This window comes from Achromobacter sp. Marseille-Q0513 (assembly GCF_018195695.1).
In the GTDB taxonomy this organism is placed as follows: Bacteria; Pseudomonadota; Gammaproteobacteria; order Burkholderiales; family Burkholderiaceae_B; genus Achromobacter.
In genome coordinates this window covers 1-14317 of the sequence record NZ_JAGTJY010000061.1, presented here as the reverse complement: position 1 = coordinate 14317, position 14317 = coordinate 1, and the positions used below count along the sequence as shown (strand labels likewise).

13 protein-coding genes are annotated in these 14317 nt (G+C 68.6%); 1 reads left to right on the top strand and 12 read right to left on the bottom strand.

Annotation, left to right across the window (positions count from 1 at the left end; translation table 11 throughout):
* Positions 1-28 precede the first annotated feature (28 nt).
* The 12 genes from KDH83_RS14525 to KDH83_RS14470 form a co-directional block, all read right to left on the bottom strand.
* Positions 29-1258 carry an MFS transporter gene (locus KDH83_RS14525; RefSeq protein ID WP_212316962.1) on the bottom strand — a complete coding sequence of 410 codons (1230 nt, stop codon included), beginning with the start codon at positions 1256-1258 and terminating at the stop codon, positions 29-31.
* A 232-nt stretch (positions 1259-1490) separates the two neighbouring features.
* Positions 1491-3095: an ABC-F family ATPase gene (locus KDH83_RS14520; protein ID WP_212316960.1), complete on the bottom strand. Its 1605-nt coding sequence runs from the start codon at positions 3093-3095 to the stop codon at positions 1491-1493.
* A gap of 158 nt (positions 3096-3253) precedes the next feature.
* A complete protein-coding gene (locus tag KDH83_RS14515) occupies positions 3254-4285 on the bottom strand; it encodes an LD-carboxypeptidase (RefSeq protein ID WP_212316958.1) in 1032 nt (343 codons plus the stop codon).
* Positions 4282-4773, bottom strand: coding sequence for a tRNA adenosine(34) deaminase TadA (gene tadA, locus KDH83_RS14510; protein WP_212317002.1), 492 nt, complete (start codon positions 4771-4773; stop codon positions 4282-4284). Before tadA ends, KDH83_RS14515 begins: the two co-directional genes overlap by 4 nt.
* A gap of 10 nt (positions 4774-4783) precedes the next feature.
* The gene (locus KDH83_RS14505; RefSeq protein ID WP_212316948.1) at positions 4784-5632 is read right to left on the bottom strand and encodes an HAD family hydrolase; all 849 of its coding nucleotides are present in this window, start codon (positions 5630-5632) and stop codon (positions 4784-4786) included.
* A gap of 126 nt (positions 5633-5758) precedes the next feature.
* A complete protein-coding gene (locus KDH83_RS14500; RefSeq protein ID WP_212316946.1) occupies positions 5759-6226 on the bottom strand; it encodes a hypothetical protein in 468 nt (155 codons plus the stop codon).
* 296 nt (positions 6227-6522) lie between these two features.
* A complete protein-coding gene (gene mnhG / locus KDH83_RS14495) occupies positions 6523-6864 on the bottom strand; it encodes a monovalent cation/H(+) antiporter subunit G (protein WP_212316944.1) in 342 nt (113 codons plus the stop codon).
* Positions 6861-7142, bottom strand: a complete 282-nt coding sequence (locus KDH83_RS14490) for a K+/H+ antiporter subunit F (protein ID WP_103274610.1) — start codon at positions 7140-7142, stop codon at positions 6861-6863. Before KDH83_RS14490 ends, mnhG begins: the two co-directional genes overlap by 4 nt.
* A complete protein-coding gene (locus KDH83_RS14485; protein WP_212316942.1) occupies positions 7139-7621 on the bottom strand; it encodes a Na+/H+ antiporter subunit E in 483 nt (160 codons plus the stop codon). The genes KDH83_RS14490 and KDH83_RS14485 overlap by 4 nt, the downstream gene beginning before the upstream one ends.
* A complete protein-coding gene (locus tag KDH83_RS14480) occupies positions 7621-9246 on the bottom strand; it encodes a monovalent cation/H+ antiporter subunit D (protein ID WP_212316940.1) in 1626 nt (541 codons plus the stop codon). Before KDH83_RS14480 ends, KDH83_RS14485 begins: the two co-directional genes overlap by 1 nt.
* Entirely contained in the window at positions 9243-9587 is a 345-nt protein-coding gene (locus KDH83_RS14475; RefSeq protein WP_103274613.1) for a Na+/H+ antiporter subunit C, read from the bottom strand. The genes KDH83_RS14480 and KDH83_RS14475 overlap by 4 nt, the downstream gene beginning before the upstream one ends.
* Positions 9587-12502: a monovalent cation/H+ antiporter subunit A gene (locus KDH83_RS14470; RefSeq protein ID WP_212316938.1), complete on the bottom strand. Its 2916-nt coding sequence runs from the start codon at positions 12500-12502 to the stop codon at positions 9587-9589. The genes KDH83_RS14475 and KDH83_RS14470 overlap by 1 nt, the downstream gene beginning before the upstream one ends.
* Positions 12503-13009: 507 nt before the next feature.
* Here KDH83_RS14470 and KDH83_RS14465 point away from each other — a divergent pair.
* The gene (locus KDH83_RS14465; protein WP_212316936.1) at positions 13010-13996 is read left to right on the top strand and encodes a tripartite tricarboxylate transporter substrate binding protein BugE; all 987 of its coding nucleotides are present in this window, start codon (positions 13010-13012) and stop codon (positions 13994-13996) included.
* Positions 13997-14317: the final 321 nt, after the last annotated feature.

Genomic DNA, 14317 nt, shown 5'->3' with positions numbered 1-14317 from the left:
TTTTATCGAATTTTTTAATAACTATTAGCTATATATTTCCAGCAGCGGCCCGAGCCTGCCTGGCGGCATGCCGATACAGGCCCGTGGCGATCCCGAAGCCCACCAGCACCGCCAGCGCCGCCGACAGGAAGATGGCCGGATAGCCGAAGCCGCCGGAGATATAGCCGGCCACCGGCCCGGTCACGCCCAGCGCCAGATCCAGGAAGGCCGAATAGGCGCCCAGCGCCGCGCCCCGGCTGCCCGCCGGCACTCGGGCCACCGCCTCCACCCCGATCGCCGGGAACACCAGCGCGAAGCCACAGCCGGTCAGCGCCGCGCCCATCAAGGCCAGCCCGGCGCTCGGCGCCAGCCACAGCAGCGCCAACCCGGCGGCTTCGACCAGGAAGGAAACCTGCGCCACCCGGAAGCCGCCGTAGCGCGTGATCGTGCCGGCGAACAACAGCCGCACTCCGATGAACGCGCAGCCGAACGCGCTGAGCGCGTGGGCGGCGCCCTCCCACGAGCGGCTGGCGTAGTACAGCGCCACGAAGGCCGCCAGCGTGCCGAAACCCACCGAGCCCAGCCCCAGCGCCATGCCATGCGGAAACACGCGCAGCACCACGCTCTTGAAGGCCATGCGATGCCCGCCGACCACGGCCACCGCCTTGCGCGCCAGCGCCAGGCCCAGGCCCGCCAGCCCCAGCAGCAGCACCGCGCCGCCCAGCGCGCCCATGCTCCATTCCTTTTCCAGGTACACGCCCAGCGGTGCGCCCAGCGCCAGGCCGCCATAGGTGCAGATGCCGTTCCAGGAAATCACCCGCGCGGTATGGATCGGACCGACGCGCGCGATGGCCCAGGTGGCCGCTCCCGTGCCGACCCAGCTCTCGCCGAATCCCAGCGCCAGCCGACTGGCGATGATGGCCGACAGGCTGAGCCAGGCGCTGCGCTCGAAGGCATAGGCCAGCAACAGGAACACGCCGCTTGCGGCGCAGGCCGCCATGCCGACGACGGCGGTCTGCTTCGGACCCACGGTGTCGGCCATGCGTCCGGCGTGCGAACGGCTCAACAGCGTGGCCGCGTACTGCACGCTGATCGCCAGCCCGGCCAGCACCGAGCCGTAGCCCAGTTGCCCATGCACATAGCCGGGCAGCACCGCCAGCGGCAGGCCGATGGCCAGATAGCAGATGAACGTGAAGAAAGCGATGGCGACGATGCGCGCGGTCAGCGCGAAGGCGCTCAGTTGCGCGCCGTCGGGCGCGGTGTGGGTCGAGGGAGGCATGGCTGCGAGACGCCGGCCGCTGAAATGAAATCGGCGGTCCGCGAAAAAACGAAGGAAGAAGATGCCCGGCCACGCCTTTGGGCGGAGCCGGGCCGTGCCGATGATAGCGCGGCGCGTATTGCGGTTTGCTGAACGCCTCCGACCCTGAACGCGATGTCGGCCTGAAAAGGAAAACGGCGCACCTGACAGGTGCGCCGTTTGCGGCTGGCGGGCGCCAGGCCCTTCAGCAGGCTCAGGCCTCGATGCCGCGCGAGGTCAGATAGTCCTCGTAGCCGCCGCGATAGTCGACGATCTCGCCCGACGGCAGGATCTCGACCACGCGCGTGGCCAGGCCGGACACGAATTCGCGGTCGTGCGACACGAACACCAGCGTGCCCTGGTACTTTTCCAGCGCGAACTGCAGCGATTCGATCGATTCCATGTCCAGGTGGTTGGTCGGCTCGTCCAGCAGCATGACGTTGTGCCGGCCCAGCATCAGGCGACCGAAGGTCATGCGGTTCTTCTCGCCGCCGGACAGCACCTTGGGCGCCTTGGGCAGGTCGTCGGCCGAGAACAGCAGGCGGCCCAGCACCGAGCGGATGGACTGGTCGTCGTCGCCCGGCTGGCGGTGGTCGCCCATCCAGTCCAGCAGGTTGCTGTCGGTCTGCTGGAACTGGTCGGACACGTCCTGGGCCATGTAGCCCAGGTCGGCGTTTTCCGACCACTTCACCGTGCCGGAATCCGGCGCCAGGTCCGTAGCCAGCAGGCGCAGCAAGGTGGTCTTGCCGACGCCGTTGGCGCCGATGATGGCGATCTTCTCGCCGGCTTCGACCATGGCCGAGAAATTCTTGATGACCGGCGCGTCATAGGACTTGGTCAGGTGCTCGACGTTGACCGCCTGGCGGTGCATGACCTTGTTCTGCTCGAAGCGGATGTACGGGTTCTGGCGCGAAGACGGCTTGACCTCGACCTGCTCGGCCTTGATCCGGTCGATCTGCTTCAGGCGCGAGGTGGCCTGGCGCGACTTGGACTTGTTGGCGGCGAAGCGGCGCACGAAGTCCTGCAGTTCGGCGACGCGTTCCTTGGCCTTGGCGTTGTTGGACACCAGGCGCTCGCGGGCCTGGGTCGAGGCCAGCATGTAGTCGTCGTAGTTGCCGGGGTAGATGCGGATCTCGCCATAGTCCACGTCGGCCATGTGCGTGCACACCTGGTTCAGGAAGTGGCGATCGTGGCTGATGATGATCATCGTGCTCTGATAGCCGTTGAGCACGTTCTCCAGCCAGCGGATCGTGTTGATGTCCAGGTTGTTGGTCGGCTCGTCCAGCAGCAGCACGTCGGGGTTCGAGAACAGCGCCTGCGCCAGCAGCACGCGCAGCTTCCAGCCCGGCGCCACTTCGCGCATCGGCAGGTTGTGCAGGTCGACGGCGATTTCCAGGCCCAGCAGCAGCTCGCCGGCGCGCGCCTCGGCGGTGTAGCCGTCATATTCGGCGAACTTGGCCTCCAGGTCGGCGGCGCGCATGTAGTCGTCTTCGCTGGCCTCGGGGTTGGCGTAGATCGCGTCGCGCTCGGACATGGCCGACCACATTTCGGTGTGGCCCATCATGACCACGTCCAGCACGCGGAAGTCCTCGAACGCGAACTGGTCCTGGCGCAGCTTGCCCAGGCGCACGCCCGGCTCCAGCGACACGTTGCCCGCCGAGGACTCCAGGTCGCCGCCGATGATTTTCATGAACGTCGACTTGCCGGACCCGTTGGCCCCGATCAGCCCGTAGCGATTGCCTTCGCCGAACTTGACGCTGACGTTCTCGAACAGGGGCTTGGGACCGAACTGGATGGTGAGATTGGCGGTTGAGATCACGGTGTCTTGGAGCGGGGATATGAAAGTTGCCCGAACGGCGCGGCCGAAGACGCGCCTGGGAAAACCCGATAGTGTAGCAAGCCCTGACGACAAACCGCCCGGCGCGGGGCCGGGCGGCGGAAAATCGGGACAGGACAGCCCCGACCACGCGGGTAGGCCTAGCCCATGTGCTCGTCGATGACCAGGTGCGCCATGCCCGGCTCGGTGGCCAGGCCGACCTTCTGCCCGATCGGCAGCGTGGCCTTGGTGGCGACGTGGCCGTAAGGCAGCCCCGTGACCACCGGCACCTTGACCGTCTTGCGCAGCCAGGCGACGACTTCGTTCAGGTCATAGCCATTGTCGTGCGGCGCCAGCTTGTAATCGCTGAAGCGGCCCAGCACGATGGCCTTCTGCTTGTCCAGGATGCCGGCCTGCCACAGCTGGATCAGCATGCGTTCGACGCGGTAGGGATGCTCGGCCACGTCCTCCAGGAACAGGATGCCGCCGCGCACCTTGGGCATGTAGGGGGTGCCCAGCAGCGAGGCCACCATCGCCAGGTTGCCGCCCCACAGGATGCCGCGGCAATCGACCGGATCGGCGTCCTGGGTCTCGAAGCTGAGGATCTCCAGCTCGCCGCGCATGATCTCGCCGAACAGCGCCTCGGTCAGGTCGTCGACCTTCTTGCCGCCGAAATCGGCGACGGCGGTCGCGCCGGTGTAGCTGACCGCGCCGGTCTTGGCCAGCAGGGCCAGGTTGAAGGCGGTGAAGTCGCTCAGGCCGACGAAGCGCTTGCCGCTGTCGGCCATGGCCTTCCAGTCGATCAGGTGCAGCAGCCGGCCCAGGCCGTAGCCGCCGCGCGTCGCCATGACGATGGGCAGCTTCTGCTTGGTGGCGCGCGTCAGGCTGGCAAGACGCTGGGCGTCGGTGCCGGCGAAACGCTGGTGCACGGCCAGCGCCGTGCGGTCCAGCGCGGTCTTGAAGCCCTGGGCCTCCAGCCGCTGGCGCGCCAGCGCCACGGTGTCCGGATCGCGCACCGCCGAGGACGGCGAAATCAGGTAGATGCCGCGCGCGTCCGGCAGCGCGTGGGCATGATCATGGTCGTGGCCGCAGTCATCGTCGCAGACATGGCCGTCGTGGTCATGCGCGTGCTCGTGATGGGCGTCGTGATCGTGGGCGGCCTTGGACTTGCCGCTCTTGGACTTGCTGCTCATGCTTTGGATTCCTTGCTGCGGCGCTCGCGGAAGAACCGACGCAGCAGGTCGCCGCAGGTTTCCGCCAGCACGCCGCCTGTGACCGAGGTGTGGTGATTGAGTTTGGGGACGGCGCCGACGTCCAGCACGCTGCCGCAGGCGCCCGTCTTGGGATCATGCGCGCCGAACACCACCCGCGCCAGGCGCGCGTGCAACATGGCGCCGATGCACATGACGCAGGGTTCCAGCGTGACGTAGACGCTGATGCCCGGCAGCCGGTAGTTCTCCAGCTGCGCGGCGGCGGCGCGCAGCGCCACGATCTCGGCGTGCGCAGTGGGATCGTGGTCGATGATGGTGCGGTTGTAGCCGCGGCCCAGGATGTCGCCCTGCGCCGACACCACCAGCGCGCCCACCGGCACTTCGCCGATGTCGTAGGCCTCCTGCGCCAGTTCCAGCGCCAGTCGCATGAACTGCTCGTCCTGGGCGGTCCACGGCGCGGGCGGCGCGATCAGCGCCGCCTCAGCCACGGTACACCCGCGACTTCAGCGTGATGCGGCCCGCCAGGCTGGTGACGGCCTCTTCCAGCCACTGGTACAGCTCGGCGTTCTCGTCGTAGCGGGCCTGGTTCAGGTTGGACACCCGGCCTTCCTCGATGAAGCCCCAGGCGCGGCTGCGCTTGTCGCGGTGCTTGGGGTCCCAGACGCCGAAGGCGAAACCGCCGGCGCGGCGGATCAGCGAGAAGCACGGGATGTCGGTGTAGCCATCGCCGACGAAGACCATCTGGTCGAACGGCACGCGCAGGCGGTCCTCGGGCACCTTGCGGTTGACCTCGAACGGCTTGTTGCGGAACTCCCGTCCGATGATGCCCTTCTGGATATGGAACAGGTAGCGCGTCTTGTCGGTGAAGCTGACGATGCGGCGCGGGAACTCGATGCCGCCGTCGGCGCCATAGCTGAATTCGGACGCCCAGATCTCGGTGAACTCATGGGCGATGGGCGTGGAGCGCACCACGTCGCCGATGCCGCTGGAGATCAGGTAGAACTCCAGCTGCACCTGCGGGTGCTCGGCGCGCACCGCCGCGCGCAGGCGGGGGAACAGGGTCGAGACGCCTTCGTGCAATTCCAGCCGCGCGCCCCAGTCGCGCAGGCGCTGCTGCGTGATCGGGCCGTGCTGGCCGGCCTGCGACAGCTGGATCATCTTGTACAGATAGGCGGGCACCGGATCCCAATCGTGATGGGTCAGCAGCGGATCGACCTGGTCTTTCCAGAAACTGGCGGTGTCCACACCGATGCTGCCCAGGAATCCGGACGTGCTGTCCGAGGCCAGCGTGTCGTCGAAATCGAAAATCAGGGCGATGACGTCGGACATGGATATGCGTGTGTGAGGGCGACAGCCGCCATTTTGCCTGATTGCGGCGGCGGCTGCGCCTCGATGGGCGCGCGCGGGTGCGCGCCCTGCCCGTCCGGCCGACGCGGGCCGCCGGCGGGCGCGGCCTTACTGGCGCATCGGCGCGCCGGTGGCCGGGGCCATGCCCGGCGTGGCGGCCGGCGGCGGCGCGCTCTCGGCCGGCGCCTGGATCACGGTCTCGCGCAACACGCCGCCGCCCTGCACGCTGCCGCGCACCTGGGTGGGCGAGGTCATCTGCGTGATGCAGTCCTGGCGGGACGTGGCCGGCAAGCGGTTGCAGCGGTCCAGCATGTTTTGCTGAAGCTGGGAGGTAGAGCCTTCCTGCAGGCGCTGACGATTGGCTTCCTCGCGGGCGGCGCCAGCCTCGCGCAGGCAGGCGGTGCGATCCTGACCGGTCGTGCCCTTCTTGCAGTTCGCCACGTCCTGCTCGTACTGCGCCTGGATGCCGGCGCGCCCGATCGGGTCGGCGGCGTGCGCGGCCGTGGCGCCCAGCACCAGTCCGGCGGCGCAGAGCGCGCCCGCGAGGCGTTTCGTGGAAATGGAACGTACATTCATAGCCAGCTCCTGAGAGACGATTGAACACACGAGCGGCTGGTCGGGAATCCGACTGCCGCTCCCATGGAACAACTATCCCACGCCGGCGCTACCGGGGCATGTCCACCGACGTGGAAACGTAAGCTGAAGTTTCATCCATTTTTGGGCCGCGCGGCGCAAAAGGCCGGCTCGGACTTGCGCTCGCGCAAGCCGTCCGCGCACCGCTCGCCCCACGCTCCAGCATGACGCACCGCAACAGCCGAGACGCGATCATGAGCCTGTACATGTTGCGTCCCTTGTTACCTTGTTCCCCGCTTCTAGCGGGCGTCCCTGTCCGCGTCTTCCCGCTTCAGGCTGCCGCGATAGGTCGCGGCGCGCATCAGCAGCATGGCGGTGACCGGCGAGGACACGATCAGCAGCAGCGTGATGATGACCTCGTGGAACACCGGCCGCGACGACAGCGCCGAGAACACCAGCATGGAAGACGCCAGCACGCAGCCGCAGCCCAGCGTGTTGCCGAGCGTGGGCGCGTGGATGCGGGAATAGAAGGAACGGAAGCGCAGCAGGCCGGCCGAGCCGGTCAGCGCCAGCAGCCCGCCCAGCACCAGCAGGATGCTGGCCGGAATGCCCGCCCACAGCGGAATCTGCGATTCGATCATGGCTCGATCACCTCCCCGCGCAGCAGGAAGCGGGCCATGGCCGTGGAGCCCACGAAGCCGAACAGCGCGATCAGCAGCGCGATGTCGAAATACACGGACGTGCCCGACCGGATGCCGAAGACCAGCATGGTCAGCATGCCGTTGATGTAAAGGGTGTCCAGCGCCAGCACGCGGTCCTGCGCGGTGGGGCCGCGCAGCAGGCGCACGGCGGCCAGCACCATGCCCAGCGCGAAGCACACCAGGGCGAAGGACGCCGCCCAGTAAAGCACGGTGTTCATTCGAAAATCTCCTTGAGCGGACGCTCATAGCGGTCCTGCACCAGCTTCACCCATTCCTCCTCGTTCTGCAGGTCCAGCACGTGCAGCTTCAGGCAATGGTCGTCGGTCAGGTCCACCCAGACCGTGCCGGGCGTGTAGGTGACGATGCAGGCCAGCATCGCCAGGCCATGCGGATCCCGCATGCTCAGCGGGATCATGATGAATCCCGGCGAAAAATCGTTGCGGCGCGGATTCAGGATCAGCCTGGCCACCGCGATGTTGGACTTGATGATGTCGACCGTCACGTTCAGGAACAGCGGCACCGCCTTCCACAGCCGCTGTGGCCGCGCCTTGAGCGGGCGCAGCCGGCTGGCGGCCCAGGTGAACCACAGCGCCAGCGCCGCGCCCAGCGCGATCTGGCCGGCCGACAGGCTTTCGTTCAACACCAGCCACAGCACGAACAGGAACAGCGGCAGGAACAGGAAATACACGCGCCGCATCACTGGTCTCCTTGCGCCGCGCGGACCGTCTGGGCGGACATCACGGCGTCGATGTACGACTTGGGGTGGTCCAGCGATCGAGCCGCGTCGTCCAGGTAGGCCGACACCGGACCGGCGCCCGCCGCCAGACCGACGCACAGCAGGATCAGCACCGCCACCGGACCGGCCTCGATCACGCGCAGGCGCGGCGTGCTGCGGTCGTCGCTGGCCCAGAACACCCGGATGCCCGCGCGCCCCAGGCCGATCAGGCCCGCCAGGCCGGACAGCAGCACGGCGGCCACCAGCAGCCAGGCGTCCATCGGCGGCGCCGACTCGGTCGCGGCCGACACGGCCGCCGACAGCAGCGAGAGCTTGGCCACGAAGCCCGACAGCGGCGGCAGCCCGGTCACCAGCAAGGCGCAGCTGATGAAGGCCAGGCCCAGGAAGGCCATGGCCGCCGGAATCGCCACGCCCACCACGTCGTCGGAACGGTTCACCGAGGCCGGATCGTCCAGGTCGAAGGCGTCCAGCGTCACGGCCAGCACGTTGGCGCCGAAGCTGCGGGTGCGCTCGATGAGCTCGGCCAGCATGAAGAAGGCGCCGGTGGTCAGCACCGAGCTGATCAGGTAGAACAGCGCCGGCCCGGTCAGCGTCACGCCCGGCATGCCCAGCGCCGTCAGCAGCGTGCCGGCGGACACGATCACGCAATAACCGACCATCTTCTCCAGCTGCTGCGTGGCCAGCAGCCCCAGGCCGCCGAACAGCAGCGTCGCCAGGCCGGCGGCGAACATCCAGTCCAGGCTGAAGGCGGCCGGCGCGCCGGTGGGCAGCAGCAGCGAACCGATGCGCAGCAGCGCGTAGATGCCGACCTTGGTCATGATGGAGAACATTGCGGCGATGGGCGCGCCGGCCGAACCATAGCCCTTGACCAGCCAGAAGTTCAGCGGCCAGGCGCCCGCCTTGACCAGGAAGGCCACGCCCAGCACCGCCGCGCCCGCCTCGAACAGCATGCGGTCGGCGCCGGCGAGATTGCCGGCGCGCAGCGCCAGGTCGGCCATGTTCAGCGTGCCGGTCACGCCGTAGATCAGCGCGATGCTGATCAGCAGCAGGAAGGACGCCACCAGGTTCACCGCGATGTACTGCATGCCGGCGCTGACGCGCGCCACGCCCGAGCCGTGCAGCAGCAGGCCGTAGGACGCGGCCAGCAGCACCTCGAAGAACACGAACAGGTTGAACAGGTCGCCGGTCAGGAAGGCGCCGTTCAGGCCCATCAGCAGGAACTGGAACAGCGAATGGAAATGGACCCCGGCGCGATCCCAGCGCGCCAGCGCGTAGATCAGCGTGGCCAGGCCCAGCACCGCGGTGAGCGTCAGCATGACGGCGGCCAGCCGGTCCACCACCAGCACGATGCCGAACGGCGCGGCCCAGTCGCCGACCAGGTAGACCCCCACCCCGCCCGGCCAGCCCGCCGCGCCGCCGGCGGCGGCCAGCAAGGCGATGGCGGCGGCCAACTGGGCCACGGTGGACAGCAGGGAGATCGCGCCGCGGGCGTGGCGGCTGGTGTCGGCCAGCAGCAGCATCAGCGCGCCGGCGACCAGCGGCGTGACGATGGGCAATACGGGTAGATGTTGCAACCAGAAGCTCAAGATCCGGACTCCCGTCCGTCGACGTGGTCGGTGCCCGTCAGGCCCCGCGACGCCAGCAACACCACCAGGAACAGCGCCGTGGTGGCGAAACCGATCACGATGGCCGTCAGCACCAGGGCCTGCGGCAAGGGATCGGCATACCACGACGGATCATGCGAGGCGGCGGGGTCGATCACCGGCGGGCGTCCCGAGGTGAGCCGGCCCATGCCGAAGATGAACAGGTTGACCGCGTAGGAAACCAGCGACAGGCCCATGATGAACTGGAACGTCCGCGGCCGCAGCAGCAGCCAGACGCCCGAGCCCGCCAAGACGCCGATCGCGACGGCGTAAATCAATTCCATCAAGCTTCCCCTGTTTGAGCGGCCGCCGCCTGGCTTTCGACAGCGGCCTTGCGTTGCGCGCGCAGCGATTGGTGCGCCAGCGCCACCAGCACCAGCACGGTGGAGCCCACGACCAGCATGTACACGCCCAGGTCGAACAGCAGCACGCTGGACAGGTGCACGTGGCCGACCAGCGGCAGCGCGATGTCCCAGGCCAGCGCGGCCAGGAACGGCTTGTAGAGCAGCCAGGCCGACACCGCCGCCGCGCCGGCGAACAACAGGCCCAGGCCGATCCAGTTCTGCGGATTCAACCGGCTGCGCGATTCCACCCAGTACACCCCGCCCACCATGTATTGCAGGATGACCGAGGTGGCGAAGATCAGGCCGCCGACGAAGCCGCCGCCTGGCTGGTTGTGGCCGCGCAGCAGGAAATACACCGAGATCAGGGCGGCGGTGGGCAGCAGCAGCCGCACCAGCACCGCCGGCACCATCATCCGGCCCTCGGGCAGCAGGCGCTTGATGTCCGGCGCCTCCAGCGGCACGCCGCCGTCCTGGTCCAGCTGCTGGCGCGGCAGGTCCGCGCTCTCGGCGGCGGGACGGAAGCGGCGCAGCAGCGCGTACACGGTCAGCGCCACGATGCCCAGCACCGTGATCTCGCCGAAGGTATCGAAACCGCGGAAATCCACCAGGATCACGTTGACCACGTTGGTGCCGCCGCCGTCCGGCAGCGCGCGCTCGACGAAGTACGAGGAGATCGTGTCGCCCTGCGGCCGCGTCAGCACCGCGTAGGCCAGCGCCGACATGCCGCCGCCGGCGGCGACGGCCATCAGCAGGTCGCGCAGGCGGCGGCCGCGCGCCTTGAAGCTGCTCCAGGCGCCCTCGTCGTCCTGCTCGATGCGGCGCGGCAGCCAGCGCAGGCCCAGCAGCAGCAGGACCAGCGTCACCACCTCGACCGACAGCTGCGTCAGCGCCAGGTCGGGCGCCGAGAACCAGACGAAGGTCAGGCAGGTGACCAGGCCCGCGCCGCCCGCCAGCGCCAGTGAGGCCAGCCGGTGGTACTTGGCCTGGTAGGCCGCCGCCACCGCGCACACGCCGCCCACCAGCCACAGCAGGGCGAAGGCCGGGTCCACCGTGGTCAGATGGCCCGCGCCGTCCAGCCAGCCGCCGGCGCGCAGCGGCAGCCAGGCCACGAACAGCGTGCCCAGCACGATCAGCAGCATCTGCACCTGCAGGCGCGAGGACGCCAGCCAGCGCAGCAGCCAGGACGCCGCCACGCTGGAGCCGTCCAGCAGCGTCTCGAAGCTGCGCCGGCCGTCGAAGCGGTAGATGAAGGGCACGCGGCCAGGATTGGCCTGCTGGTGCGCGCGCAGCGCCAGGTACAGCACCACGCCCGCCGTCATGGCGACCACGCTCATGACCAGCGGCAGGTTCACGCCGTGCCACACGGCCAGGCTGTACTCGGGCATGTCCGCGCCCAGGATGCTCTGCGCGGCCGTGGCCAGGAACGGGCCCACGGTATACGCCGGGAACACGCCGACCAGCAGGCACATGAACACCAGCAGCGCGCTGGGGAACAGCATCCAGCGCGGCGGCTCGTGCGGCGCGCGCGGCAGGTCGGTGGCCGGCGGCCCGAAGAACACCTGCAGGATGAAGCGCAGCGAATAGGCCACGCTGAAGGCGCCGGCCACGGTGGCCGCCAGCGGCAGCCCGACGCGCGTGGTCCAGTCGCCGCTGACGAAGGTGGTCTCGGCAAAGAACATCTCTTTCGAGATGAAGCCGTTGAGCAGCGGCACGCCCGCCATGGACGCGGCCGCCACCATGGCCAGCGTGGCCGTGATCGGCATGGCCTTGTACAGGCCGGAAAGCCGGCCCAGGTCACGCGTGCCGGTCTCATGGTCGACGATGCCGGCGGCCATGAAGAGCGAGGCCTTGAAGGTCGCGTGGTTGACCATGTGGAAGATGGCGGCCACCAGCGCCAGGCTGCTGTTCAGGCCCAGCAGCAGCGTGATCAGGCCCAGGTGGCTGATGGTGGAATAGGCCAGCACGCCCTTCATGTCCTGCTGGAAGATGGCGGCGTAGGCGCCCAGCACCAGCGTGATCAGCCCTGCCCCGCCGATGATCCAGAACCAGGCGTCGGTGCCGGCCAGCACCGGCCAGAAGCGCGCCAGCAGGAACACCCCGGCCTTCACCATGGTGGCCGAGTGCAGGTAGGCCGACACCGGCGTGGGCGCGGCCATGGCGTTGGGCAGCCAGAACTGGAACGGGAACTGCGCGCTCTTGGTCAGCGCGCCCAGGGCGACAAGCGCCAGCACGGCCGGATACCAGGGATCGGCGCGCACCAGGTCGCCGGCGGCCAGCACGCGGTCCATGTCGTAGCTGCCGACGATGTGGCCCAGGATCAGCACGCCGGCCAGCAGGCAGAGCCCGCCCGCGCCGGTGACGGTGAGCGCCATGCGCGCACCGCGCCGCGCATCCGCGCGGTGGTGCCAGTAGGCGATCAGCATGAACGAGGCCAGGCTGGTCATTTCCCAGAACATCACCAGCTGGATCAGGTTGCCGGACAGCACCACGCCCAGCATGGCGGCCATGAAGGCCTGGAAGAAGGAGAAGAAGCGCGGCACCGGGTCTTCCGGCGACATGTAGTAGCGCGCGTACAGCACCACCAGCGCGCCCATGCCCGAGACGATCAGCGAGAACAGCCAGGCGTAGCCGTCCATGCGCAGCGTGAATTGCAGCCCCAGCGCCGGCGCCCAGGGGATGTCGTAGCGCACCACGCCGCCGCCGGCGACCTGGGGATAGAGGCTTGCCACCAGCACCGCGCAGGCGAGCGCGATGAGGCCGGCCAGCCAGGCTTCGCCGTTGCGGGCGTTGGACGGCAGCAGCGCGGCGCACAGGCTGCCGGCGAACGGCAGAGCGAGGATCAGGATCAGCGACATGGCGTTCCGAGAGTGTCCGGGCCCCCTCCCGCCAGCGCCAGGCAGCGAGAGACGAAACAGACCGGGGATTGAAAGACAAAGACGGACGGAACCCTGGCCTGGTGCGTCGCTGCACTACGCGTTGCCCCGCGGGAACTACACCTGCGCCATTGAACGGCGTCGGGAGAAACAAACGCAATAGTTTTCTTGCAAGACCGGCCAAGAATCTCATCCGAAAAATATCAGATTCTTGTAAGTTATGCAGAGATTTATGCGCGTAGCGGTCCGATGACAGCATGATCGCTGCGCAATCATTGCGCATTCCGGCCCTATCGAAAACCCTGGACAGGGCGCTGCGCACCCATCCGCGCGCCGCGCCAGACAGGGACTCCCCCGGCTTGACCTGTCCCGGCTTCCTCGGTTGAATGGCCCCCGTGACGCGCTCTCAAAAGGAATGCGGCGCGCTACGGAGGCGGCCCGCAGGCGCCGCCCCAGTCCCTCAGAAGATAAAAGATACGGAGAAGACTCTTGACCGCGCTTACCCAAGCCAAGGCCGCCCTGGCCGCCGCCCTCGCGGGCCTCTGCCTCAGCTCGGCCGCCGTGGCCGCCGACGCCTACCCCAGCAAACCCATCCGCCTGATCGTGCCCTTCGCCGCCGGCGGCACCACCGACATCGTCGCCCGCATCGTGTCCGAAGGCCTGACCCGCGAGCTGGGCCAGGCCGTCGTGGTCGAGAACCGCGGCGGCGGCGGCGGCTCCATCGGCGCCGACGCGCTGGTGCGCTCGACGCCGGACGGCTACACGCTGGGCGTCGCCACCGTCAGCACCATGGCCACCAACCCGGCCACCAATCCGCAGAACCCCTACGACCCGATCAAGGACTTCACGCCCATCACCAACCTGGTCAACGTGCCCAACGTCCTGACCGTGAATCCGTCGGTGCCGGCCAAGACCCTGGCCGAATTCATCACGCTGCTCAAGAACAATCCGGGCAAGTACAGCTACGCCTCGTCCGGCACCGGCGGCATCAGCCACCTGGACGGCGAGCTGTTCAAGTCGCTGACCGGTACCGACATGGTGCACGTGCCCTACCGCGGCTCGGGCCCGGCGCTGAACGACGTGATCGCCGGCCAGGTCAACGCGCAGTTCGACAACCTGCCCTCTTCCATGCCCCACATCCAGGCCGGCAAGCTGCGCGCCCTGGCGATCGAGGCGCCCAAGCGCCTGCCCTCGCTGCCGGACGTGCCGAACTTCGCCGAAGCCGGCCTGCCGCAGATGGACAACATGGCCTGGTACGGCCTGGTCGCGCCGGCGGGCACTCCGCAGGCCGTGGTCGCCCGCACCCCCGCCGCCGCCGTCAAGGTGCTGAAGGATCCGAAGATCGCCCAGCGCCTGGCCGATGGCGGCTCGCTGGTGGACGGCAGCACGCCGGCCGAGTACGCCGCCTTGATCAAGCGCGAACTGGAACTGCGCCAGCGCATCGCCAAGGACCGCGACATCAAGCTGTCGAACTGACGTCCCCTGCCGGCCGCAGTGGCCGGCAGCGCCGCCCGCCCCTCTCGGCGCGGCGGCGCCGGACCGTTGCGCCCGGGCCGCAACCCCTTGACTGCAATCGCCCCGGTGGTAGCATCTGCCCCCGTGCGATCCGACCTTTCCTCCCCTCCTGACGCCGCCAGCGCCCTTTGCTCCCTGCGCTCGACCTTGTTGAGCTCGCAGGAAGTCGCCGCGCGTTCCGCTTACGCGCGCTCCAAGCCCGGCTAATCCGCCGGCGCCCCCACCGCTCCCCGCTTTCCGCCCTTTTCCGGCCCGCCGCCGGCTGCTCGCGCACATCCACGC